We start from the raw sequence: 25,037 nt of genomic DNA, 5'->3' as shown, positions 1-25,037 counted from the left end.
TACCAGGTGCAGAGTTTACGATCTATAACGAGCAAGGCCAGGAAGTTGTAAAAGGAAAAACAAACGAACAAGGCATTGCAAAGTTTGAGAAATTACCAGCTGGTAAATACACATATAAAGAGACATTCGCACCAGAGGGATATTTAATCAATGAAGAAACATTCTCTTTTGAAATTAAAACAGATGGTGCGATTATCAAACATGTTGTAGCAGATCAGAAAAAAGAAGTTCCACCAACACCAGAAACGCCACAACCAGAACAACCACAGCCAGAACAACCAAAACCAGAGAAGCCACAAACACCACAGGTCATTGAAAAACCTGTACCAACACCAGAGAAACCACAACACATTGTAAAACAACCACAACCGATGAAAGAACAACCTAAGAAAGTAGAAAGCCATTTACCAACAACAGGCGGCAAGGCTGAAAATCCATATTGGAAATGGATTGGTGCTACATTTGTCGTTCTTGGTAGCATCCTAGCTGTTTACGCATTTAGAAAACGTAAGAATCAAGAAGTATAAAACACTCTCAACTGATAAGGGAGGGCGGGATCATGTGCATATTTGATGTACATTATCAAATCAATGATAGGAAATATACGAAATCATATTTACTCGCATTGGTGGAAGATGGGTTTCAGTTGCGAAAAAATATCCAACATGTTCTGTTCAAAGAGCACCAACAAGAAATTACGATCCTTTCTACAGATTTAGAAGAATTAGATTTAGTAGCTTCATAATGAATGAAACCTCTTAGATGTACAGAATATTTCTATTTAGCGATATAGAAAGATAAAACAATACAGGAGGATTTCTTATGAAACCAATTAAGCATATGCGAAGTAAACGCGGTTTTTATATCGGTCGAGTTCCTCATACAACACATACACCTTCAACAAATAAGCATACAGAAGAATGGGTGGGAAGAATGGGAAAAAGCATGATTTTCTCTTCTCTCTTAGTCACGCTAGACCCTTACAAAAAAGCGCGTAAATCATAATATTCATGGGAGGACATTCTTTCACTGAATATCCTCCCCACTTAAAAGGAGGAAACAGGATGGGAAAACAAGCGTATCAAAATCGTCAAGAATGCTGGGAAACGTTCTGGAAAGAACAAGTAACGGTAAATGGTGAATTAGATATTGAACAAGTGAAGCAAGAACTCTTCAACTATAAAACACTCTTAGATCAAATTAATCAACCTCAAAACGGAATCATGCAACCTCAAATCTTGATTCAATTAGCCGCAGAAGAACGAACACAAAAGCATCGTGAAAAACTAGTAGCCCTTGCATAAGGCCATTTCAAGGATAGAAAGGAAGTGAAGAAGTGGCGCACAGCAAGCTCGACAAAGAAATTGAAAACTTCATAGAAAAGAACTGGAAAATGCTTTTAGGTATAGGAGCTGTTGCATTTGTCTGGTTTTCCAAAGAAAGAATCCTTACAGAATTAATGAAGCTGGTGCCAACTGCAGTCGGTGTGTTTCGCGGGATTGCCTTATTGATCCTGTTGGGAATTGTCATACGAATTGTCTTACATGGCATCTATTTGTATCTAGAAAAGAAGCGGTATCGATATGTATTATTCATCCCTCACATAGATGATGAAGTTACACCAGATAAGCTAGGGCAAATGATTCGGCATGTACATGGTTCGGGTCGAAAACCTTTAGAACGCCTGTTAAAAGGTCGTGATTGGTACCGCATGACGATGTATCGTCCAGAGGGAGAAAATGAGCGTGTCCGCTTTTATGTAGGTGGTCCAGAAGATAAGATCAAACAGGTTGTGCAAGCCATACAAAGCGCCTATACCCACAGTGAAATTTATACCGTCCCAAAGGAAGAAATGCCATTTCCAACAAGAAAAGCGGTAGGAGGACGGATGGTATTAAAGAGAAAGCGGCTAGATGCCACGTTATCACTAGCACGCTATACACGTGATGTATTACCGATGTTAGGAAGCGCAATGGAAGAAAAAACATGGATTGATATTGCTTTTACACCAGATAACGGATATCAGCTGACAAAAGGGATTCGAAAAGCAGAAAAGGCCATTCGAAAGAAGAAAAAGCATGGGCTAGATGCCTTTGAAAAAGAAGAAATTCGCGCATTAAATAAGCGGTTTGCAAAAAATGAAGTGGCGTTTCAAGTATCTGTTTCATTTGCAAGTGACTATTATCCTGGTGTACCTGTTATCAAGAACTTAGGGCATATGGTCGCAAGTATTATGGCAGATGTGAATGAACTTAGATACAGGCGTTTTAGACGCAGTATGCCAGCTGTACCACATCCCGTATACGGAAAAATGATTTGGACGGGATCAGAGCTATTAAACTTGTTGCATCTTCCAAATGTAACGGGTGATAAAAACAGCAAGACAGAGCGAAATATTTTGTATCTAGATAAAGGAGAAAACATGATACCAAATGATTTATTGGCCGAAGGCATTTCAATTGGCCATGTGATGCATCCCTATATCAAAGATCGATTAGTAAAAATTCGAGAAGACTTTTTCAAGAATCATGGCTACATTACGGGGAAAGTTGGGTCTGGTAAAAGTACCATTGCCATGAGGTTGATGCAAAGTGTTATTGATAAGTGGCTAGAAAATCCGAATGAAGCGGGTGGATTGTCGCTATTTGATCCAACAGAAGATTTGGCATATGTAGCAATGAATCGACTCTTAAAAGCGGAAAAGGATGGGAAACAGGTTGATTGGAGCAAGGTTCACTTTATCCGTTTTCGAAACACAGATCATCCGCCAGCCTCGAATTTATTTCATCGTTTTCCAAATGAAGATATCCAAACAGTGGTTGAATCCATTATGGAAATGATTAAGTTAATGATTCAAGGGCAAGCACAACAAACAGAACGATTACTAAGGGCGATTATTGGGACGTTACTTTGTGATAAGAGTCAAATTCATACGATTTTAAGTATCCCATTATTCATAAGTGATGAACTGTTTCGAGCAAAAGTAATCGCCAATTTACAAGGACCAGAACAAAAATATTACTCTCACTTTTGGAAATATGAAGTGGGAAGCGCGTTAGAAGACAGCACACAAGCGATTTTAAACCGATTAGATATCTTCCGTAATACGTTGTATTTAAAGCGTATGTACGGGCAAACAGGCTTTTCCTTAGAAATTCGAAAGTGGATGGATGAAGGACACCTTATCTTTTACGATTTAGCAGGAATGGGAAAAGAAGATACATTACTTACAGTCGGTTACATTTGTAACCAATATCACCGTATCGCCCAACAGCGGCCGCATGGTTCAAAACTACATTTAGGCGTAATAGATGAAGCCCATGACGTGCCAGTACCCGTTCTTCCTAAAATTATTGCGAAGGATCGGAAGCATGGATTTGGATTATGGGTGATTACCCAGCAAGTTTCGGGACAGTTAGACAGAGAGCTAACAGACATGTTAACAGAGGCGGGCGGAAATTACTTTGTATGTAGGCAAGGTCATAATTCCGCGAAAACGTTAGAGGGCATTATGCAAAAACAATTCCGTACAGAGTATTTGCAAAACCTTCCTAACTTAGTAGTAGCCATACAAACACAAGATTATATCAGAGGTGAGGCAAAAAATGTGTGGTGTACTATACGTGTTCCACCATTAGACCGCTATCTACCAAATGGAAAAGCGGCAAATTACAAAAACGAAAAAGAAATTCATGCATCAAATGAATGGACCAGAGCAAAGATTCATTCTTTAGAGCGACAAAATGGGAAAGCAGGATTAGAGATCGACAAAGAAATTGATGAGTTTCTATATGGAAAAGGCAAGTATCAACAAGCCGAAAAAGTCAATTTAACCAAAGAAGAACCTGTTGTGACATCGGGGCTAGATGAATTAGAAGAAAAAGCACCTTCCAATGAAGAAGTGAAAGAATCTGTTTCCGAAACAAAGCCAGTTGAACCCACACATCAAGCGCAAATTATCCCATTTCGAAAACAAGATACCGAAGCGGTAAAAGTGAAAGAAGAAAAACAAGAAGTGAAACAGCCAGAAATACAAACAAAAGAATCAGAAATAGAACTTCCAGAAGAAACGCCGATCATTGAACCATCAAAAAGTGAGAATGAAATGGAGGCAGTTATGAAAGGAGAAAAAAGCATTTTCGATATGTGGGAAAAGGAGTAGAGACTATGTGCAGTATGTTGTTATTGGAAGAAGACCAAAACTTACTCATGGATATACACAATCACATCTATGTTGATATGGAGTATATAACAGAAAAAGTATATCCGAACCATAAGAAAAAATCAGTATACTACCGTTTGAATCGTTTGGTACAAGAAAAATATTTAAAAAATGAATTACTTCCCATACCTGTTTCAAGAAACCAGGTTCGTAAATCTGGAAGACCGCAAAACGTATATACGCTTGCGGCAAAGGGAGTAGAAACAGTTTGTGGATTAAGAGGGAGTGTACATTGGAAAAGTAGTTGGTCCCAACGTTCGGCATCCTTTGTGTATCACGGTTTAATGTTAGCAAAGATTGAATGTGCCATGACATTAATATCGAAGAGAGAAGAAAGATTGGAACTAAAGGAATGGATTAACGAACCGCGGGCTACATTCCAATATGCAAAAGGAAAAAATCGCGTCATACGCCCAGACGGGGTTGCGGTAATTGGATTAAAAGAAGCGATTGATAAAAACATTGGTGTATTCATGGAAATGGAACGTTCTTACGGATCAAAAGAAGTATTAGAAAAAAAGATCATCCGTTATAACGATTTCATGACGCAAGAAGGAAAAAAGGCAGACTATCGGACACATGCTGGTATGGGATATGAAATACCGATATGGCGCCTGGTATTTGTTGCAGGTAGTGAAAGTAGGGAAAAAGAATTGATTCGCTACTTAAAAGGCGTAAGCAGTCCAGAAATTCCAGTTTATATCACACTGTTTCAAGATATATTGCAAGACCCATTCGGGAATATTTATCTGAATATTCAAAATACAAATGAGAAAGTGAGGTTCTAAGAATGTGTTTCGGTTTATTTTATCAATAAGCGCCAGTATTTTTCTGTTAGTTGTCTTTTCAGATTGGTTATTTGAAAGAGTACCAGGATCACGAGAAGCCTGGGAAGCGGTGAAAAGTAAAGTGGTGGAAATTTACTTTACGCAAGGATGGGAAGGCGTGTTACTTCTCTGTCTGGTGGTAGTAGGAATATGGAAGATGGCCGATAGTCGATCATAAGGGGGAGATAAACGATGTTTACACATAAAAACACTTATGAAAGAGGAAGTTTAGAAGAAACTGAAGTTCAATTTCTAACGGAAATCTATGAGGGAATGGGTTGTGAGGAAACACATGAGATTTGTTTATCTCAAACAGATGTATATATGCAGAAGTTTTATCTTATGGAAGATGGAAAAATCATTGAAATAGAGATCGGATTAAATACAGATGAATTGGAATGGAAGTGCGATGGGATAGAGCTTACAAAAGAAAAAGCAATGTTAGAAATTGAACGTGAAATCAGCTGTTATGACATGTTCCAACAAGCAAGGATAGACAAAGGGTGGATGTTTAAAGAAAAGGCAAACAAGCTTCTTACAGTTTTAAGAGAAAAGGAGAGTGCATGATGGACGAATTGGAAGGTTTAGAGTTTGTAAGGGCGTTTCGGGCTACAGATGGAGCGTCCTTTGAAGTGGGGAGGGATGAAGACAAACGGTATGTGGTTCATGCTAGATTTCCCTATATCACAGGCAGTCAAACGAAACTCAACAATTTTATCAATTATGCAAGAGATGAAATAAAAGATGAATCAACAGCGGTTGGCATGGCGTCATTTGCTTATGATTGCTACGAACGATCTTTACGCCAGTACCGAAATTGAAGGGGGGATGAATATGTTTCAAAAGGTGAAACAGTGGTTTGCAAAAACATTTGAAAGTAAACAAGGGAAGGCAAGGAAAGCCACAAAGCTTCCTTCTTATAAAGGGCGCTTAATTGGAAAATGGGCCTTTTGGCTCCTGTTTAGTTGGATGCTGATTGTATCCATTACAACCGTAGTAAAAGGAAAGGGAGATACACAAGCAAAAGCCAGTACCATTCCAAAAGAAGTCACGCAAAAACAAAACCTTGCCTCGCGTCCAGAAGCGATTGAATTTGCGCGCGGATTTGCAAAAGAATACTTTACATGGCAAAGAGGGGATGAAGGCAAGAAGAAGCGTTCAGAGCGCTTACAACTCTATATACCGAAAACACTTGATCCACAAGTCGGTTTGGATTTTGCAAGTATCCAATGGGATTCCCATTTTCTATACGCAACTGTATTAAAAGTAGATGAGGTCACAGATAAAGAAGCAAACGTAATTTTTAAAGTGAGATACAAATTAAGCCGCATGAAGGCAGATAATAGCGGCCCAGAGGATAAGGAGGTGATCCAGCAAGTGTCGGTTCCTGTTCAATCAGATGGAAAGGCTTTTGTCATTAGTGGATTCCCTCAAATTGTCAAGGTAAATGAAAAAGCAGAAGTACCAGAAGGAAAAGAAGAGAAAGACCGAGAGGAAGTCCATGAACTCGCTGTCAAAGAAGACATTCGAGAATTTCTACCCACTTTCTTTAAATCCTATACCACCGCAACACAAAAAGAACTCGCGTATGTGCTAGCTAATACGGATATTAAAGGGTTAGAAGGAGCCATGAAATTTGAAAATGTACTTTCCTCTAAGATTTATCCAGGAAAAACAAAAGGCACCTATGAGGTACAAACAGAGGTATCTATGATTGATCCGCATTCTGAAACGAAAATGAAAACAGGTTACACGTTGTTTGTCAAACAAGATGGAAAGCAATGGGTTGTAAAAGATTTAAAAACAAAATAGGAGAGGGGCATGTATATGTTCAATATAAATCATTTTGTGTTAGGAATCGGTCTGGAAGGATTTTTCGAAATGATGAAGACACAAGGAACATACGCGTTATATTGTGCGTTTATCATTGTTATCTTGATTGTAGCGGCAAAGCGTGCATGGGGAAAAGCGATTACGTTAATTGTTGGCGGCGGTATTGTTGTATTCTTCATTAACAAACCAGATGCATTAAAAACAATCGGAACGTGGTTAGGCGGATTGTTTGGCGTCTAAGTAAGGGATGGAAAGGAAGGGAGCTACATGAAGGAAAAAGAATCAAAATCTATCATTGTCTATTGTTTCGGAAGCTATATGAACTATATGCGAAGACAGTACGAAATTATGGGGTATCGTCTTCCGCGTGCGGTTACATGGAGGGCACTTGGTTATTTTGCGGCGGTAGAAGCGGGGCTTGTAGCCTTCCGCTTCCTTCCTCCCTTTAAATGGATATTTGGGGATGTGATCGATCAAGTTTGGCTCATGTATTATGGTGTGATTCCTCTTTTCCTCGTATGGGGTGCAGATAAATATAAAACAGATGGAAAATCACTTTTCTCTTTTGTTCGGTCCTGGATCACATTTCGTTTACGTAAACATCAAAGCAGTCGATTAGTGAATTTGCCCAAATTTAAAAAACATGTGTTTTATGGTCATGTATGTGTACAACATGATGTAAAAGATTTACCAATCGTACATGTATCCAGTGAAGAAGAAGAGAACGACATACACGCTTATGATGTAACATTTTTACCCCAAAAGGAGGAAGTTGAATATGTTGAAAACGATGAACAGACCACCATTAAAGCACGTTGAAAAGAATTTAGCGTTTAGTATAGATGGAAAAGTATCCGCAGTGTATGAAATAGACGGTTTTGAATACGATCATCAAGACGAAAGTACGAAAAAAGTATACTATCGTAATCAACTCGGTCTTTTTACCCATCAAGAATATGATATCCACTTGCTTGTGATTCCTCGTACAACAAATTCAGATGAAATTCTGGATGAACATATTTCCACTTTAAAAGGGCCAATGGCACCAACAGGACGCTTTCTTTTCAAAAAGGTAAAAGAATACTTACGAAATGCGGCCATTGCGAAAGAAAACATGGAATATCGCTTTTTCGTTTTAGTACAACTGAACATGGAACAGAAAGAAAGACAAATTCGTAACCCTGTCGTAGAAACATGGAAGTTTATGAAGAAGGTAAGAGAAGGCTTTGCAGAGACAGCTCAAAATATATCGGGTATGAATGTGACGGATATTTTAGAAGAAGAAATCGAAAATTATTTGGAAATAGAGGATGTACTATTTGGTCAAGTCAGAGGGGCGTTTCCAAATACACGTCGTGCGAAACCAGCTACGACTCGCTTTGTATTCCATCATAATTTCACACGTGGTATGAAAGAACTGAATCGGAATCAAAACTGGAAAGTAGGTTCTACGGTTACGTTGCAAAATGAAGAAGGAAAGGCGGTAAAAGTACGCCGTCCAGATTTACAAGAAATGGTCCAATTAACAGATACGGTGATCGATGAAAGCCCAGGACGTTCTCTTATCCTTGAAAGACAAAATGAAGAAGGAGAAATCGAAACCTCTCATGTTGCTTTTCTTGCGGTGAAAGATATGCCCGAAATATCAGCCTTTCCTGGTGGAGAGTGGATTTATCGCATTCAATCTCATTCGTTAAAGTTTCCTGTTGAAATGAGTATTCGAGCGTATCACTTAGAAAACCAGATGGTTACACAAAAACTCTCGAATAGTGAATTGGAATTAAACGATCAACGTCAACAAGCAATGGTAGGCGGTCGCACAACAGATTTAACAATTGATCGTAAAGCAAGGGGCGTCAAAATTGTAAAAGATCGATTTGAAACAACGGGGGCACCTGGATATGAACTAAGTGTACTGTTTTGCGTCTATGCCGAAGATGCGAAAACATTAAAATCACGTGTTAATACGCTCATTACAGAATATCGCAAAATGAAAATTGAATTGGTCAATCCATATGGAGAACAGTTATCGTACTTCTACGAGTTCTTGCCAGGTTCAAAGCGTTATAATACGGATTTCAAATTGTTTGTGGAGCCAGGTGTACTTGCAATGGGCATGTTCGGGGCCACAACGCAAATTGGTGACAATCAAGGGTTTTACATTGGAAAGACAAAGAAATTAAATCGTCCTGTTTTTGTTCGTCCAGAACTCGCGGCGAAAGCATTAGATAACATTGTAACAGCGTTTGAGAGTTTATCAGTTATGTTTGCGGGGCAAACAGGGAAAGGAAAATCCTTCTTAATGAATTTACTCGCTTTCTGGATTGTGATGAGTGGGGGAAGGGCATTTATAATCGATCCTAAAGGGGGCGCGACACGTTCCTAAGTGAAAAGCTTGGGCATTGTCGAACTTACAGTTCTACAGTGAACTATCATTCCGAGAAGTCAAACGATAGGGTAACGCCTTGAAGGGCTTCCTTTAATCCTTCGACATGCAGTGAAGTTAGCAAGAACCTTACTGTATGAAGCTCGGTGAAGTCGGCTGAGAGTTACCGTAAGTCTTAGAGACACGAAAGCCGTCCAGAGGTGGACGGTGTAACCTATAAGCCGGAAGTCTATAAAACACTTATGGTTAGGATGCACGATAAACTATTAGCGAGTTTTTAGTAGTGCAGACGAATCTCTGATGGTACGGGCCTATATCGGGAGCATATCGAAAGGTATGCTGACACAATTAGTGTCGCTACTGTGGATGAGTAAAACTCTCCTTTATGAAAGTCCATATATTGTTATAGGCAATATCAAGGTAGCAGGCTCATAGGGGAAACCTAACAGTGTATGTACAGATAGGAATGATGGAACGTGGTAAGCTGCCGACACCGAGGGCTTGCATCCCTGTGAAGTGGTTCTAGGGAAAACACTAATGATATTAGTTAGATGTATAACCTAGATTTATGGCAGTGAAAGTGGTGGCACAGTACCTGTGAAGCGTGTAATGAACGCAGAGGGATAGCCACTAGTCGATTGAAGACTGACAGTTACTTACGGTTAACATGGTTTCGAGTAAGACTAAAGAGATGTAATTCTCCCGAAACTGAAAGGAGGTTACAGTCCATGTTAAAGAAAACCAAACTAAGACACAATGAATATTACAACATGCAAAGTAAGTATGATGAATTATATTCCAGTAGTCTTAACGGTAACAATTTTTACAAATTGATTAACATTATCGGTTCTGAAGAAAATATTCGATTAGCATATCGCAACATTAAAACCAATAAGGGGAGTAAAACTCCTGGAGTTGATAATTTAACTATTAAAGATATTTGGCATTTAAATGATACAAAGATTATTCATGAAGTCAGAAAACGTTTAGGTGATTACAAACCACAAGCTGTTAAAAGAGTTTTTATTCCTAAAGAGGGAAGTGACAAAAAGCGACCTCTGGGTATTCCTACAATTTGGGACAGGTTGGTACAACAATCTATTCTCCAAGTATTAGAACCTATTTATGAAGCGAAATTCCATAACCATAGTTATGGTTTTAGACCAAACAGAAGTGCCCATCATGCTCTTAGTAGAGTGGTAAGCCTAATCAACATAGGGAACCAACATTACTGTGTTGACATTGATATTAAAGGTTTCTTTGATAACGTTGACCACGGAAAATTGCTAAAACAAATGTGGACACTGGGAATAAGAGATAAATCGCTTTTATGTGTTATTTCGAAAATCCTAAAATCTGAAATTGAAGGAGAGGGTATTCCTAGTAAAGGAACTCCGCAAGGAGGGATTATTTCTCCCTTACTTTCAAATATCGTTCTAAACGAACTGGACTGGTGGGTTAGTAGTCAATGGGAAACCTATAAACCTCATAGAATTTCTACTAAGCATTTAGGATTTCGGCAGTATGCCAGGAAATATACAAACTTAAAATGTGGTTACATCGTACGCTATGCTGATGACTTCAAAATAATGTGCCGAACTTATGAGGAAGCACAACGCTTTTATCATGCGACTGTTGACTTTCTTCAATCCCGTTTGGGATTGGAAATCAATCCAGATAAATCTAAAGTAGTTAATCTTAAGAAGAATGCATCGGATTTTCTTGGCTTTAAAATCAAAGTTGTACAACAAGGTAAAGCCAAATTCGGATATATTGCTAAAACCAGTATGTCTGACAAGGCTGTTACTAAAACGAAACGACTATTGAAAGAGAAAATCAAAGATATTCAAAAAGTACCTACTTCAGAAAGTGTTAACAAGTTTAACATAGCTCTTATTGGTGTACAGAATTATTATAAATACGCAGTCACAATTTATATGGATTTAACAGTGGTGAAGTATACTCTTTGGAAAACCATAAGAGTCAGACTTAGGTATAAAATGAAGCACATAAAATTTTGTAACACATCTGCTAATTTCAAAAAGAAAGCCAGAGGAATACAACCAAATTCTAAAATTTACGTTGTGCAAAGAACTCCGCTCTTACCAATTACAGGTGTGCATCATAAAAATCCGTGGAATTTCTCACAGGTTGTCTGTAATTATACAGAGAAAGGACGTAACAAAGTGCATAGTAATTTGAGAGCAATACCAAAAGATGTTCTTAATCAAGTTATGAACACCTACTCGAAGAGTAGAAGTATTGAGTACAACGATAATCGGATATCTAAATACGTTGCTCAATATGGAAAGTGTTATATAACCGGTGAAGAAATCGGTGTTGATCGTGTACATTGTCACCATATTATTCCCATTAACCAAGGTGGGAACGACAAGTACAACAACTTGGTTATTGTAGATTGGTTTATACACAAGCTAATACACATGACAAATCACACCAAGATTAAACGATACCTTCGGTCTTTCAATCTTAACGAGAAGCAAATGGATAAATTAAATGTGCTAAGAACCAAAGCTGGCAATGAACCGATAGTAATATAAATTAATTTATAGAGTCAGTTGGATACGATGGAACGCCGTATGCTAGGAAACTAGCACGTACGGTGTGAGGTGGGGGAAAAGGTGGAGATTACATCAAAGCTTTACCTATCATCATACCGCACAAGGTGGCCAGAATTATTGCCAGGGTTCAATGAGGATACCTTGCAAGTATGGACGCTTGGGAAGGATAAAAAGGATGCGGGCTGTTTAGACCCATTCCGAATAAGTGCAACAATAGAAGATGCGAAGAGTTTAGCACTTGAAATTTTGACGTTCCTATCGGATGTAGGTTTAGAGGATATCAGATATGACTATTTATATAAAGCTATTGAACGAGTGGCGGAAAAAGAAGATGCATGTTTAACGTTGGTTCGTAAAGAACTAGAGGAAATGAAGAAAGAACCTAACTTATTGCCAACTGAATTAGAACGATTAAATGCCCTTACAAATCGTTTAGCAACCTTAGAAGGCATCCAGTTAGGAGATTTATTGTTTGGTAAACAAGGTCAAGATTACCGTGTATTAAGCCTAGAACGTCCATTACAAGTATTACAAATTCAACATTTACGCATTCCGAAATCAGAGGAAAAGAATGAAAGTGTTACAGACAAATTATCTCGTAGTATCTTAATTGCATTAGCGGCATTTGGTAAATCCTTAATGCATTCCGACCGTAGTATTTTCAAAGTATACCTACAAGATGAGGCATCCAGTATTTTGAAAAATAAAGAGGGTGCGGCGTCTTCTGACAAAATCATTCGAGAAGGACGTTATCACAATATCGGCTTGTATTTAGGAACACAAAACGCATCCGATTATCAATCTGAAAACAAAGAGGTTGCCAATGTGGGTATGAAGTTCTGTTTTGCGCTGAAATACGATAAGGAAGCGGAAGAAATGTTGCGTTACTATAACTTACCGGTCACAGAAGAAAATATCTTAATGTTACGCCAGTTACGACGCGGCGAAGCCTTATTCCAGGATATTTTTGGCCGAACTGCAGTTGTAGAAATTGATCCTGTTTTCCAAGAATTAAAGACTGCATTTGATTCCTCTACGAAAACAGACGAAGAACGCGCACAACAATTGGCGTAATTCGTATTACAATACAGATAAGAGTATTCTAAATTATCTGTATATGGAGGGTGGAACAATGAAAAAATTACGTATATTATCTGGATTATGTGTAGCAGGAATGTTGATGGTAACGGGGGTTGCGGGTTGTTCAAATGAAACAAAAAGCAATGCAAATCAACAAGAGATTCAGAAAGAACGAGATATGAGAAAAGCGGATAAGGCCGCGATGGATTATGTAAAGGCATATATTGAAATGGATTCAAAAAAATTAAACGAACTTCAATATGAAAAATATGATTTTATGAATAATGAAGTTAGAAACCCAAATAAAAGTCAAGGCATGAAGGAACGATATGACTTATATCGATATGATTTAAAGGAAAACGAAAATGAATATTATTATCGTGTGAAATATTTTGATCCTGTAGAAAATGCTCAAATGGGAATGAAGTTGAAAATGGTAAAAGATGAAAAGGACGGGAAATGGAAAAATTACGAATGGAACTGGGATAGACATAATAATTTAGAGTCTATTGTGGGAAGTATAGAGCCAGTTCATGTTCATAAATGGGGGCAAAAGGAATGAAAAAACTTTTCTCTATTTGTATGATTCTTGTATTCTTCTTACTACCGTTAGGGTCCCATGTGGCCCTAGCGGAAGATACAAAAAAGGAAGAAAAACAGGAACAAAAAGGGGCGCGAATTTCAGAAAATCTATTTAGTGGGTACACAGATGGAATTTACAAGGATAAGTATTATGAGATTGATACGTACCAACCAAAAGAAGATGAAAAAAACGTATTTGAAAAAGTTGGTGGCTATTTATTTGGTGATGATAGTGTAGGGAAAGACTTACAACGGATGCTGTATACAACCTGTCAATGGTTTGCGAACATGGCCTTTCAGTTAAATGTGATTCTGGGACAATTAACCATATTCTTAGTGGATCAAGCGTTGAACCTGGATATTGTAGATGTGGTAGCGGATAAATTAGGAGCGGCTATGCAAAATATTGCTGGTATTGAAAAAGGCGGCTTTTTATCTTCTGGACTATTCCCAGCAATTATCGGCATTGCGTGTGTGTTATCCGCTTGTTACGCAGGCTACATCTTCTTTATTAAGCGCCAACCCTCAAAAGGTCTAAGCGAGTTAGTAAAAACGGTACTTGTTATTGCTTTTATTGTTACGTACATTGGAAACGCAAGTACGATTTTAAAGAGTGCAAATACGATTAGTTCCGAAATTAGTGTAACAGTATTAGCGAAGGCAACGGGAACGGTTGCGGGTGATCCAGGACGTTCTAAAGCGGACGCAATCTTTTCAGTGAAAAAGCAAATTTGGGATTTGTTAGTTGAACGACCATATTTGTTTCTACAGTATGGAGAAGATTCAAAAGAAAAATTAGGTGCTAAACGAGTAGATGAACTATTGGCAACGCCTCTTGGAAAAGATAGAGAAAATAAGGTACAAGATGAAGTGAAGAATGGAAACCAAATGATGGTTATTTCTTCTGTAGGAGAGCGCCTTGTATTTACAGTCATGTATTATGTTGTAAATACATTCGCGGGTGTTCCAGTAATCGCGTTTTGTTTACTGATTGTAGCATTCCAATTATGGTTCCTTGTTATGAGTATTATCTCACCAATCGTTATGGCGGTGGCTCTATTGCCAGGACATCGTAGAGTCATTGAAAGTTGGGCTTCACAATGGATTCGCCCATTAGCATTAAAAATATTTATGTCTGTTATGCTTGTTATCATTTTTACAGTAGCAGAACTACTATACGTATTACCAGAAGCGGGCGTTGCAGGGTATGTGTCTACAATGATTTTCCAAATTCTTGTTTTCGTTCTATGTTACATCTTTAGAGGGAATATTGTTGCGGCCTTTAGTCGAGCACGTGGCGTCTATGAAACGGTCACAAATATATCTCTTATGACAGAAAACTTTGTAGATAAGGGGAAAGAATACGCTGGAAATACAATGTCTTATATTGGAGACAAAATGGGAGCACATTTTAACAACGCGGCTGAATTGGCGGCGACAGGTAGTCAGATAGAAAATGCAGGAACAGACGATGAAAAGACAAAAGCCAACCCATTAGTGCAAGCGAATATACCGAATGATTTACCAAATAATCAAACGGAACAAGAAAAAGAAGAGAATCAAAAGAAAGGAAACCTTATTTCCTTACAAGATCGTGATAAAGATGGGAATTTACCACAGCAGGAAGAGGAAGGGAAAGAACAAACGACACCAGGTGAAGAAGAGGCACCAATGCAACAAGACCTTATCAGCTTAGATAAAGAAGCATTAGAACAAGAAGTAGAAGGACAACAAGAGGGAACAGAGGTAGAAGAATCAGAAATGGACGTTCAACCAGAACTTGTATCTTTAGAAGATGAGGAAATTCCAACAGGGGAAGACATACCAGCTGATATAGAGGGATATGAAGAAATTCAACCAGAAGTACCAGAACAAGAGGTACCATTAGAAGATATTCCAGCTGATATAGAAGTATATGAAGAGGTACAGCCAGAAGTACCAGGACAAGAGGTACCATTAGAAGAGGTTTCAACTGATATGGAAGCATATGAAGAAATCCAAACAGAGGCGCCAGAACAAGAAATACCACTAGAAGAAGTTCCAAACCATATGGAGGCATATGAAGAGATTCAAACAGAAGTACCAACACAAGAACTTCCATTAGAAGAAGTTTCACCAGATCATGAAACATTTGAAGAAATCCCATCCGATATCCCACAACAAGACATTCCAACAGAAGAAATTCCGATGGATATTTCAAGAGAAGAAATACAACCAGAACAGGAAACTTCAACACATATTCCACAACAAGAAATTTCAACTCCAATTGAAACAGAGTCAAATGAACCTTTAATACCGGATACAATTCGTGCAGATGTAAATGAAGAAGGTGTCATTGTCCCTCATACACCAGAAACAACAAGTGCAGATATTCCAGATGCTATACCTGCAGAAGTGACCGAAGCGGGGGAAATTGTTGCAAAAAACCCTGATATAGATGTCGAGTCAACTGTACAAAATACAAATTCATCTGACTCATTTATCCCAACGGAACCTATTTCTTCTGATTTGACACCAGTAAATGAGAAAGAAGTAAGCAAAAATGAGCCAATTCAAGAAAAAGCAGAAACAATCGATACGCCAGATATACAATATGGAGCTGTAGCCGCGGGAAGTGAAAACTGGATGCCTTCTACTAATCCGCAAAACTTAGATAATTTGGATGATTTGGAGCCACCAAAAAAAGATGAGTAGAGTCCTAGTCTTTTAGGACTTTACTATTTTTTTACGCAAAAAGGAGCGATTTATCTATGAAACACTGGGGATTAACTTGTATGAAAATGGTGAATATCAGTATTTTTCTTTGCATTGGGTGTTTAGGATGGATGAACATAATTATTCTTTTCATACAAAGAGAATGGGCGACAGATTTATTAGGATGGATTGGTTTAGGATTACTTATCTGGTATACACTCATTCTTCTAACTCTTCAAATTATCCATAGTGAGTTACGTTGTCGTATAGATGATAGAGCGAAACTAGCCTTTTTCATTTGGTTTGTAGGAATCGGTCATTTTGGATTACTACAATTTATACAAGACCAGCAATCTACTGTTTTAACGCTACTATTTCATGTTTTTGCGATTATACCCATTCTTTTAGCCCTTATATATGGGCTGATTGTTCGAAAGTATTTCAATCAATCTTGATACATGTTGTAAGGGGGGAGGGATGATATGAGACCAGAAATAAAAGAAGTTGTAGACAAAACGGTACAAGAAGAGATTGCACAAGAACAAAAAAAGAAGAAGAAAAAGAAATCCTGGTTACTGACATTTCTTTTTGGGAGTTCTACTTTCACAATAGGATTGTTCGTCTGTATTGGATTTCTTTTATTTATTGTTTTGGGGCAAGGCATTGGTAAAAAAGAAGAGGAAGCACCAGCAACCATCCCAAGTAATGGAATGACGGTTTGTCGGCCAGGTGGAAAAACAGTGGCACCAGAAGAATTACAGCCCCATTTAGGAGGCGTTTTTACAGGGAAAGCACAAGCCTTTTTAAATGCAGGAACACAAAACCAAATCGATCCCGTTTTATTAGCGGCCATTGCAAGATTGGAAACGGGGAATGGTACTTCTAATGCAGTAAAGAACTATAACAACCCTGGTGGCCTCATGGACCCTAGTAGTTCACAAATGAAAGGTTTCATGAAATTTGCCACCTTAGATGAAGGAATCAACGCTATGGCCCGAAACTTATATAAAAACTATATCGGTATGGGGATTACAACAATAGAAGCAATTGGAGCTAAATATGCACCGCCAGGAGCCGCAAATGATCCGCATGGTACAAATGGTTTATGGCCTGTATTAGTAACAAAATTTGTGACGCAAATGGGCGGCCTTACTTTTAATTGTGAAGCAGGAAAGCCAGGCGGCGTTGTAGATACGGGATCAGCAAGCTCACAAGGGTTTATTCGTCCTATCGCTCAAACAACGATTACGAGCCCATTTGGACCACGCTGGGGCACCATTCACAAAGGTATTGATTATTCTTGCCAGGACGGTGTCACCCCAATTGCCGCGTCGAAAGGTGGCGTTGTAGAGTGGGCGAAATTTGGCGCTTCCGGTTCGGGTTTTGGCGGCTATGGAAATGTAGTTGTCATTAATCATGGGAATGGATATTGGAGTTTATACGGTCATATGTCGTCCATTACTGTACAGGAAGGACAAAACATTGGAGTCGGTCAACAGGTGGGAGTTTGCGGAAGAACAGGGCAGGTAACAGGGCCACATCTTCACTTTGAGATCAAAACATCTTTGACGTTTGGTCAAGTCGACCCAGCACCTTATTTGCCGAAATAAGCGGAAAGAAAGGGAGGATTAGGGATGAAACAGGGAATCGTTGGTTTAATCATAGTTGTACTAGTGGGTATCAGTGTATGGTTATGGAATCAAAATCGCACCTTACAGCATAAAGTTGAGCAGACAGAAAAGAAATGGACGGAACAAGTAAAAGAGCTAAAAACAGAGAATCGAGCATTGGAAAAGCGTGTAACAGTTTTAACAGAAAATACCCAAGATAAAGGGCAAGAAGTAGCAAAACAGTTTGTAGAGCTGTTAATACAGAATGATAACAAGCAAAAAGAAAAGCCAGGATTTGAAAAGATTAAAGAAATGATAACAGGGGAAGCACGAAACAAATTATTAAATGCGCCAGAGGATGCACATAACCATATAGAAGATGATGGCTCTATGCACATTCAAACGAAAGCAAAGATAACAGATATGTACTACATCAAAACCGCTGATAATAAAGCGGATGTAACGGTTAAATATGATTATCTTGTAACGGTTGATGGAACAGAACAACAAGAAAAACACACTATGAAATTAAATTTATTATTGGAAGGTGAGAAATGGTTTGTAGAAAATTATGAGTTCCAAATCAATACAGGAATTGAAGGACCATAGAGAAAGGAATGAGGGGAGTTGGTGAATCAAAATGTATTGCATCATATCGGGTATGAAATATTGCAAGAAACGTTTGTATTGATTCGAAATGTATTTTCCTATTCAAGCCAAGATGAATCTAGTGTGACATATGTGCGAGAAATTGCGGATGCCTTGCATAACATTCCGCATTCGATTCAGAAACAGCATGATACATTTTTAGAATTCGAGTTCAAACTGTTAGAAGAAACATTAATGCAAATGGATTTTGGAAAGGTTGCCGCGAAAAATATTCCATATTTTAAAATGTATGCGGCACGTGTACAGCAATTGTTACAGAAGCGCTATAAAGAGGTGTAATCGAGTGGAAATGGGGCGATAAAAAATGATCGTATTGGGAATTGGGCTGTCAGTTTTGCTGATAGCCTTTTTATTTATCCAGGTATATCCGTTCCAGGAACAAAAGTTAGAACAGAGAAAATATGATGAATATGGAATCTGGATCATTATTTGTACAGGGGTATGTCTCTATATTTCGCACCATTTTTTACAGGAAAACACATGGCAATGGGGATTGAAAATCATTGGTGCAACTTTTTTTACAGGCTTTTCAATTGGATGTGTCGGAAAACAAAGTATATATGATTTTCAACACAAAAAGTTTCCATTTCAGAAAAAATGACGTTTCAGATTCGTTTGTAATTAATTTTCTAAGGGGTATTAATACATTTGGTATCGAATAAGATTGTGCTCTTTATTCGTCCTTTTAAGCGGTTCAAATGAGTTTTTTGGAGAAATAGGGGTGTTGGAATGATTTTTTTTAAAGTTATTGCATATATTTTGCTAAGTATAGGAGTTTGTACGCTTGTTTTGGCAGGAATAGCCGCGATTGTAAAGAAACAAATGATAATCGCAAATATAAACCTATTATTGGCCATGTATTATTTTTGTTCGGGAAGTCTTCTGTATTTGTGCACGTTATGGGAAACACAAGATATTTTCCTACAAGCCTTTTTGATTTTAATTGTGGGAATTGCGATCATCCGATTAAGAAAAAGCTGGTATGTACCACAAATGCGTACCTATCTTCAAAAACTACAGGAGCAAGCGACAAATAAGAATGATCTGTGAGGAAATCCATGAAAAAAGGAGTGGAGAAATCTTGATACATCAATATGAATTGAACTTTTCAGTGATGTATAGTGGCAAGGTAACAGGCTCACAATCTACAATTATTCCAGCAAGTTCTTTAGAGGAAGCAAATGAAAAATTACATTCGGAAGTAAAGCGGCGATTAGGGAAGTGTAGAATAAAAGTGAATACGGTAAGCTTATGTGTTTCCGAAGATAGTCGGTATACAATTGAACAAAAATAAAAAGGGAAAAGTCTTGTTTCTATAGCAAGGCTTTTTATTGTTTTATGAGCCGATCTTGATATGAAATTCCTTATTATAAAAGGATATTAAATTGCGGTTTTGAGAGGTGTAAATTTTATATTTTCATTTCCCTTTTTGCATTGATCTTTTACTTAGATGAATGCTTTTTTTAGTACATAATAAAAAAAATAAAAAAAAAACGGAAAAAGTGTCACAAAATCCGTTTTTCTGGTTTCTATATAATACAGGCATCAAATTGAGAGTGAGGTTTTAACTAACATGTTAACAATAGAAAATGAAGAAAGTCATGCTTCTGACATGACTTTTGAAGATTTATTTAAGCAGTACTATGCTTACGCTGTGAAACAAATCATATGGATTGTTAAAGATCAATCTATCGCTGAAGAGTTAGCACAAGAAGTATTTTTACAATTATATCGTAGCGATTGGAAAGCAATCGAAAACATACCTGGATGGCTGATTAAATCTTCTACTTATGTAGCGTATAACCATTTGCGATCTGAAAAAAGGCATCAAGCGAAGATTGATAAGGAAATACAATACCATGACGTACAAAATGTCTCATCATTAGACGATGATTGGATAAGAAAAGAAGAAATTACAAAAGTCCAAACGATACTAAATAAAATGAATGAGCGAGAACGAACCCTTTTACTAATGAAATTCTCTGGTTTTCAATATAAAGAAGTTGCAGAAATACTTCAAATTGAAATATCTTCTATTGGAACTTTATTAGTCCGAGCCAAAATGAAATTTCGCAAGATTTATAAACAAATGGAGGAGGCATAACAAATGAAATGTTATGATATCGGATTTATTCAAACATATATTGATGGAGAACTTTCTCATGATACAAGAAAAGAATTTACAAAACACCTAGATACATGTGAAGCATGCCAAGATTTATTAGTAGAAATCAGTAAATTAAACCAATGGGAGAATGTAATGCTAGATGAAGAATCTGCACATTCACCACAAGAAATCAAAATTGACGTAGAACAAGCATGGAAAACATTTGAAAGTCGTTCAAAACTAGACAATGTTTCTAATATAAATCATAAAAAACAACAAAAGAAGGGAATTTTTACAAACATGAATAAAAAATCAAAACGTTTCATTTATACAGCAGTAGCTGCAGCAGGACTATTTACAACAGCAATGATTCCACAAGTACAAGTGGCGGCTACAAATGTTGCCTCGTATTTTTCTAATGCAGTTACAAATGATAAGGTTGTAAATGAGGGAGGTACAGATGAAAATGGTGTCACAATAGATGGAATGAAGAATGGTAAATATATTCCTATTGATGAAAAAATTACAGATCAAGGTATTACTGTACATTTCAAAGAGTTATATATCGCAGATTCACGTATATCGGTTCATTATAGAATGGAAAAAGCGGATGGAAGTTTAGTACCATTTGAATTTGATACAACGGGATTAGAGCTTGGAAGTGATGGTAAAGTTAATGGACAACAAGAGGAAAACCCTGAACTTAAAAATGGAGAGGTAATATCCTTTATTCAAGATTCAGATGATCGTCTTCCTTTTGAACTTATGGTAGCAGGTAAAAAATTAGAGCATGTAGGTATTCGTGATAAAGATAAACCAGAAGGTGTTGTTACATTTGTTGAAGGTCCTGAAGGAAAAGACGCTTTTAAACAACCCCTTACATTAGATGTAAATATAAATAAAATTGGAAAAGTAGCTGGATCTTGGAAAGGTGAGATTCAAATTGATACTTCACATTTAAAAAATAAAACCAATTAACATGAAAAAAAGAATAGCACAATATGTATCTAATGCTCGGTTTATATGTTTTCTGGTTTTCGTTACATTTATTTCTTATATAGTTTTTACTCTATCTTTTATTTATGATTTAAGTTTATAAACTTAAATCAATCATTTAAGACCATTACAAGACAAAAACTCCACAAAAAAGTAATAAAATAAATAACCGGTTCCTTAACGTACAAGGAATCGGTTATTTGTGTTTAAACGTACAATGGTGATACCTAATAGATTGAGTGGATAGAACTTTATATGGAATGGAGAATGAAATAACTATTCGATTAATTCAACAAAATCTTAAACCCGTAAAACCTGTGCTATAATGTGAAAAGATAACTGTGAGTTAGGGTGGCAGGACTATCCTCTTTTTTTCCATTTGGAAAAGAAGGGGGGTGAACTAGCCATGGAAGTTTTTCTTGAATTTCTAAAAGAAATTATTAAAGCTGTCCTTCGTGAAGTGACAGCTCATGTATTTAAAAAGAAATTTTTAGATAAACGAAAAACCACCCTTTCTTCCAGCCGTCCAAAGCGAAAGAAAAAGGGTGGTTTTCGTAAACGTTAATTGATAGCCACCACCTTGGCGGTAGCAGTTATCTAAAGGAGAGCACATGTTGGTAGCATGTTGCTCTTTTTTATTGTATAAGTTATAGACTGGAAATATTCTTCTATTTGTACTTATATTATAACATTAACAAAAGGATTTGCAATTTCACACACGCTTTTTAATCAGTTGAATTTGAAAAATGTCATTATCCGTAATACCAAGCACCTTCATTTCCTCTTTAAAAGAGCGCCAGGGTTCAACCCGAATGGATTTTGTGCTTTTATCTCTTAACGTGTATTCTCTTATGTAATATGATTTCTGTTCGTTATGTTCTTTCATTATGAAGCCTCCATTATGATAATAAGAAGGAGAGGAAAACACTTTAAATAAGTGTCTTCCTCTTTTGATATGTACCTGTGACCTACAGATTGCTCTTCAATAATAATTATATATCCATTCAATGATATTTGGCTTCAAATCTTGATCTTTAATTGGATTTACTTTGTTGCTGATCCTAATTAGTATAAAGTTTTTAATGGAATCTAATACTATTAGTAAAATTCGTTGTGGTAGGAGATAAAATATGAAAAATATTGTTTTCAAGCTAATGACTGTATTGTTTCTGTTTATGACAGGTAGTCTGTTTAATAGCAATGTTTATGCTGAAAATGTGGATATAGTTAATAAAGGATTTTCCTTGAATGAATTAAAAGGAAAGACTTCTTTTAATTGTTTTATTCCTAAGGAGATAGCAAAAGATTGGAATATAGAATTAAAATACCCAGAGCAAGTACATAAAAATATGGAAAAAGTACAAATACATTTTTTGAATAGGGCAGGAACGCAATTAAAAGTTGCAATTATTGAAAGCGCGGCAACAGACAATGATATTCAACCGGGGGAACATGGAGAAAGAGTGAAAATAAACAATATAAATGGTGTGTTCCATCCGTTAACACCAACAAAAAGAATTAAGGATGTACAAGGTGGACAATTAATGTGGGTACAAGATGGAACAATGATTGAGCTATTTAGTTCAAGAATTTCTAAGCAAGAATTAATTACAATAGCTCAATCAATGCAGAAATTATAAAAAGAGGATATGCATGTCATTTGACATACATATCCTCTTTTTTTATTTATAAACCGATCCACCAGGCATTGCTACATAGAACCATCCCTCTGTTTTTGCACCTGTTAAAGATGTCCATGTTAATGAATAAGAACCATAAGGGACGTTTTTAAAAGTGAATGCGCCATCGTAATCATATTTCAAATATTGAGTATATCTTTTTCCAGTTTCCCAACTTGTTAATACCCATTGTGTTTCCGCTTGTTGTCCACTGTGAACACCTTGTTGCCAAACTCTTACCGCAATGTCTCCACCAACGTGTTTACTAATAGTTACGCCATCCCATTCACCATATCTTTCTGGTCTTACAGGGAACTTTTCACTTGTATAAGCACTTGCTGAACTAACTCCAATTGTAGTGAAGCCGATAATAAAAGCAAATAGCATAAAAACATTTCTCTTTAGCGTTTTCACAAAATCATCCCCATTTCTATTTTTTATAACTTACTAGTATACGTTAAACATACAGCAAATATTACCAATATTCAACAATATTTTCCAAAAAATAAATGTATTCAGAAAATTATACCGCAAATGAAATTCAACCATTTTTAGTGTAAATAAGTGAGTGGAAAATTTAGAGTCAAATGTAATTGCAAAATAGGAGGGGAATGAAATAGTTCTGTTTCATATAAAATCAAAAAGAAATCCATGTTCATTACAAAAACTATTCCTAATCATAAAACGTAAAATTATACAATAATGTTTTTTATTTTGGTGTTTTTCCTATACCCCGAATGGGCAAAAACACCCTACTTTGACCTATTTATGGTAATATAAAGTACAGGAAATAAATGTATAAGTCTAAGTTTTCAGAAATATAGGAGGGGTTTTATAATCTATGATGCAATCAATTAAAAAAATTGTTTTAACTGTAGTTCTTATCGGTATGGTTGTTGGAATGGTCATTTTATATCTTTACATTAATGCTCTTCAGGAGACAGTGCAAAAAGTTACTCAAGATCCGATATACGGTAGTGTAGTGAGTCAAGATTTTGCTATGTTATCTGAAAAAGATGGCAGTTATGTATACACTATTATGAATGATAATGAGAAAAGGTCATTAGATCAAGCGAATACGGAAAACAAATTTAAATCTTATCCTTTTCAAACAGGGAAAATTGCGACAACACAAGCGATGACAATTAAGAAAAATAATGTATTGTATCATATAGTTTCTAAAGATGAAGATTCAGATAAACCATATTTAGTACAGTATCAAGAAGAAAATGGTGTATTAAAAGTTATAAAGGTAGATGAATATCAAGAAAAATTAAGTCAAGAATTAAGTATTCCAGCTTTTCATTTTCTTGAAGCAAATGAAATTAAAAATCGAAAATGAGTTTTACAAAAGATACAAAATGTTAAATTCATGAGAATCAGTGATATATTATGAATATTGGGGTAAGTTCTTATGTCTGTTATGGCAAGGACTTATTTGCATGGTTACCACTCCCGTCAATATAATCACCAGTGTTTCCATCTGCGTATTTATAACTATGTAACAAAGATAAACGTAACAAATTTGGTTTTATAAACACATCATAGTTTGAAATTACATGTGGAGTGTTTATAAAAAGATAATATATTTTAATACATTCAACATAATTTTATATGTTTTGTATGTTTATATAATAATTGTTTTATATGTTTTATATGTTTTATATGTTTTAGGAAGCTGAAACATATTGATATGTAAGGGATTATAGTACTTATCTATAACAAAAACGGTTTTAAAGATAACAAATTTGGTTTCATCTATAACAAAAA

General features: G+C 36.6%; 28 protein-coding genes and 2 pseudogenes. 28 read left to right on the top strand and 2 right to left on the bottom strand.

The window, feature by feature from the left end; all coding sequences use genetic code 11:
• From MR168_RS23225 to MR168_RS23100, 26 genes and pseudogenes are all read left to right on the top strand, one after another.
• Positions 1-527 (top strand): SpaA isopeptide-forming pilin-related protein (locus tag MR168_RS23225; RefSeq protein ID WP_242291505.1); only part of this gene is annotated, 527 nt, incomplete at its 5' end.
• A gap of 32 nt (positions 528-559) precedes the next feature.
• Positions 560-745 (top strand): hypothetical protein, encoded by a 186-nt coding sequence (locus MR168_RS23220; protein ID WP_000334852.1) that lies wholly within the window; start codon positions 560-562, stop codon positions 743-745.
• A 77-nt stretch (positions 746-822) separates the two neighbouring features.
• A complete protein-coding gene (locus MR168_RS23215; protein ID WP_000802601.1) occupies positions 823-1,005 on the top strand; it encodes a hypothetical protein in 183 nt (60 codons plus the stop codon).
• A gap of 59 nt (positions 1,006-1,064) precedes the next feature.
• Positions 1,065-1,304, top strand: coding sequence for a hypothetical protein (locus MR168_RS23210; RefSeq protein WP_000517906.1), 240 nt, complete (start codon positions 1,065-1,067; stop codon positions 1,302-1,304).
• A 32-nt stretch (positions 1,305-1,336) separates the two neighbouring features.
• Complete coding sequence (locus tag MR168_RS23205; RefSeq protein WP_242291504.1) at positions 1,337-4,162, top strand: ATP-binding protein; 2,826 nt, start codon at positions 1,337-1,339, stop codon at positions 4,160-4,162.
• Positions 4,163-4,167: 5 nt separating this feature from the next.
• Positions 4,168-5,010, top strand: coding sequence for a replication-relaxation family protein (locus MR168_RS23200; RefSeq protein ID WP_242291503.1), 843 nt, complete (start codon positions 4,168-4,170; stop codon positions 5,008-5,010).
• Positions 5,011-5,241: 231 nt separating this feature from the next.
• Positions 5,242-5,616 carry a hypothetical protein gene (locus tag MR168_RS23195; RefSeq protein WP_000494045.1) on the top strand — a complete coding sequence of 125 codons (375 nt, stop codon included), beginning with the start codon at positions 5,242-5,244 and terminating at the stop codon, positions 5,614-5,616.
• Positions 5,613-5,870, top strand: coding sequence for a hypothetical protein (locus tag MR168_RS23190; RefSeq protein ID WP_003320417.1), 258 nt, complete (start codon positions 5,613-5,615; stop codon positions 5,868-5,870). The genes MR168_RS23195 and MR168_RS23190 overlap by 4 nt, the downstream gene beginning before the upstream one ends.
• 13 nt (positions 5,871-5,883) lie before the next feature.
• A complete protein-coding gene (locus tag MR168_RS23185; protein WP_000487019.1) occupies positions 5,884-6,861 on the top strand; it encodes a conjugal transfer protein in 978 nt (325 codons plus the stop codon).
• A 9-nt stretch (positions 6,862-6,870) separates the two neighbouring features.
• A complete protein-coding gene (locus MR168_RS23180) occupies positions 6,871-7,122 on the top strand; it encodes a TcpD family membrane protein (protein ID WP_000281809.1) in 252 nt (83 codons plus the stop codon).
• A 27-nt stretch (positions 7,123-7,149) separates the two neighbouring features.
• Positions 7,150-7,701 (top strand): TcpE family conjugal transfer membrane protein, encoded by a 552-nt coding sequence (locus tag MR168_RS23175; protein WP_000659665.1) that lies wholly within the window; start codon positions 7,150-7,152, stop codon positions 7,699-7,701.
• A pseudogene (locus MR168_RS23170) lies at positions 7,661-9,262 on the top strand (ATP-binding protein); the annotation flags it as partial. The gene MR168_RS23175 and the pseudogene MR168_RS23170, both read left to right, overlap by 41 nt.
• Before the next feature lie 734 nt (positions 9,263-9,996).
• Entirely contained in the window at positions 9,997-11,829 is a 1,833-nt protein-coding gene (ltrA, locus tag MR168_RS23165; protein ID WP_000914973.1) for a group II intron reverse transcriptase/maturase, read from the top strand.
• Between the two features lie 117 nt (positions 11,830-11,946).
• Positions 11,947-12,924 (top strand): annotated as a pseudogene (locus MR168_RS23160) (ATP-binding protein); the annotation flags it as partial.
• 58 nt (positions 12,925-12,982) lie between these two features.
• Positions 12,983-13,492: a hypothetical protein gene (locus tag MR168_RS23155; RefSeq protein ID WP_000736177.1), complete on the top strand. Its 510-nt coding sequence runs from the start codon at positions 12,983-12,985 to the stop codon at positions 13,490-13,492.
• Entirely contained in the window at positions 13,489-16,206 is a 2,718-nt protein-coding gene (locus MR168_RS23150) for a CD3337/EF1877 family mobilome membrane protein (RefSeq protein WP_000732816.1), read from the top strand. The genes MR168_RS23155 and MR168_RS23150 overlap by 4 nt, the downstream gene beginning before the upstream one ends.
• Positions 16,207-16,262: 56 nt before the next feature.
• Positions 16,263-16,661, top strand: a complete 399-nt coding sequence (locus MR168_RS23145) for a hypothetical protein (RefSeq protein ID WP_000683504.1) — start codon at positions 16,263-16,265, stop codon at positions 16,659-16,661.
• Between the two features lie 27 nt (positions 16,662-16,688).
• The gene (locus MR168_RS23140) at positions 16,689-17,816 is read left to right on the top strand and encodes a peptidoglycan DD-metalloendopeptidase family protein (protein ID WP_001247230.1); all 1,128 of its coding nucleotides are present in this window, start codon (positions 16,689-16,691) and stop codon (positions 17,814-17,816) included.
• 24 nt (positions 17,817-17,840) lie between these two features.
• Complete coding sequence (locus MR168_RS23135; RefSeq protein WP_000808978.1) at positions 17,841-18,425, top strand: hypothetical protein; 585 nt, start codon at positions 17,841-17,843, stop codon at positions 18,423-18,425.
• Between the two features lie 18 nt (positions 18,426-18,443).
• Positions 18,444-18,764: a hypothetical protein gene (locus MR168_RS23130; protein WP_024927862.1), complete on the top strand. Its 321-nt coding sequence runs from the start codon at positions 18,444-18,446 to the stop codon at positions 18,762-18,764.
• A 25-nt stretch (positions 18,765-18,789) separates the two neighbouring features.
• Positions 18,790-19,086 carry a hypothetical protein gene (locus MR168_RS23125; protein ID WP_000636251.1) on the top strand — a complete coding sequence of 99 codons (297 nt, stop codon included), beginning with the start codon at positions 18,790-18,792 and terminating at the stop codon, positions 19,084-19,086.
• 128 nt (positions 19,087-19,214) lie between these two features.
• Positions 19,215-19,535 (top strand): hypothetical protein, encoded by a 321-nt coding sequence (locus tag MR168_RS23120; RefSeq protein WP_000575866.1) that lies wholly within the window; start codon positions 19,215-19,217, stop codon positions 19,533-19,535.
• A gap of 31 nt (positions 19,536-19,566) precedes the next feature.
• A complete protein-coding gene (locus MR168_RS23115; protein WP_004426833.1) occupies positions 19,567-19,779 on the top strand; it encodes a hypothetical protein in 213 nt (70 codons plus the stop codon).
• Positions 19,780-20,058: 279 nt separating this feature from the next.
• On the top strand, positions 20,059-20,589 hold the full coding sequence (locus tag MR168_RS23110; RefSeq protein WP_000955500.1) for an RNA polymerase sigma factor SigX: 531 nt from the start codon (positions 20,059-20,061) through the stop codon (positions 20,587-20,589).
• 3 nt (positions 20,590-20,592) lie between these two features.
• Positions 20,593-21,570 (top strand): DUF4179 domain-containing protein, encoded by a 978-nt coding sequence (locus MR168_RS23105; RefSeq protein ID WP_000650424.1) that lies wholly within the window; start codon positions 20,593-20,595, stop codon positions 21,568-21,570.
• Positions 21,571-21,994: 424 nt separating this feature from the next.
• Entirely contained in the window at positions 21,995-22,153 is a 159-nt protein-coding gene (locus tag MR168_RS23100; protein WP_000451648.1) for a hypothetical protein, read from the top strand.
• 147 nt (positions 22,154-22,300) lie between these two features.
• On the opposite strand, the gene MR168_RS23095 is transcribed toward MR168_RS23100, so the two are convergent.
• Positions 22,301-22,474 (bottom strand): hypothetical protein, encoded by a 174-nt coding sequence (locus MR168_RS23095; protein ID WP_000658136.1) that lies wholly within the window; start codon positions 22,472-22,474, stop codon positions 22,301-22,303.
• Positions 22,475-22,718: 244 nt separating this feature from the next.
• Here MR168_RS23095 and MR168_RS23090 point away from each other — a divergent pair, with 244 nt between their 5' ends.
• The gene (locus MR168_RS23090; RefSeq protein WP_000790476.1) at positions 22,719-23,228 is read left to right on the top strand and encodes a DUF4367 domain-containing protein; all 510 of its coding nucleotides are present in this window, start codon (positions 22,719-22,721) and stop codon (positions 23,226-23,228) included.
• Between the two features lie 42 nt (positions 23,229-23,270).
• On the opposite strand, the gene MR168_RS23085 is transcribed toward MR168_RS23090, so the two are convergent.
• On the bottom strand, positions 23,271-23,681 hold the full coding sequence (locus MR168_RS23085; protein WP_000854274.1) for a hypothetical protein: 411 nt from the start codon (positions 23,679-23,681) through the stop codon (positions 23,271-23,273).
• Between the two features lie 427 nt (positions 23,682-24,108).
• On the opposite strand from MR168_RS23085, the gene MR168_RS23080 reads away from it, so the two are divergent.
• On the top strand, positions 24,109-24,609 hold the full coding sequence (locus MR168_RS23080; RefSeq protein ID WP_000983736.1) for a hypothetical protein: 501 nt from the start codon (positions 24,109-24,111) through the stop codon (positions 24,607-24,609).
• The last annotated feature ends 428 nt before the right edge of the window (positions 24,610-25,037 follow it).

The sequence above is a fragment of the Bacillus cereus group sp. BfR-BA-01356 genome (assembly GCF_022663635.1).
GTDB lineage: Bacteria > Bacillota > Bacilli > Bacillales > Bacillaceae_G > Bacillus_A > Bacillus_A cereus.
The sequence above is the reverse complement of the archived record's forward strand: the minus strand, read 5'-3'. Positions and strand labels throughout refer to the sequence as shown.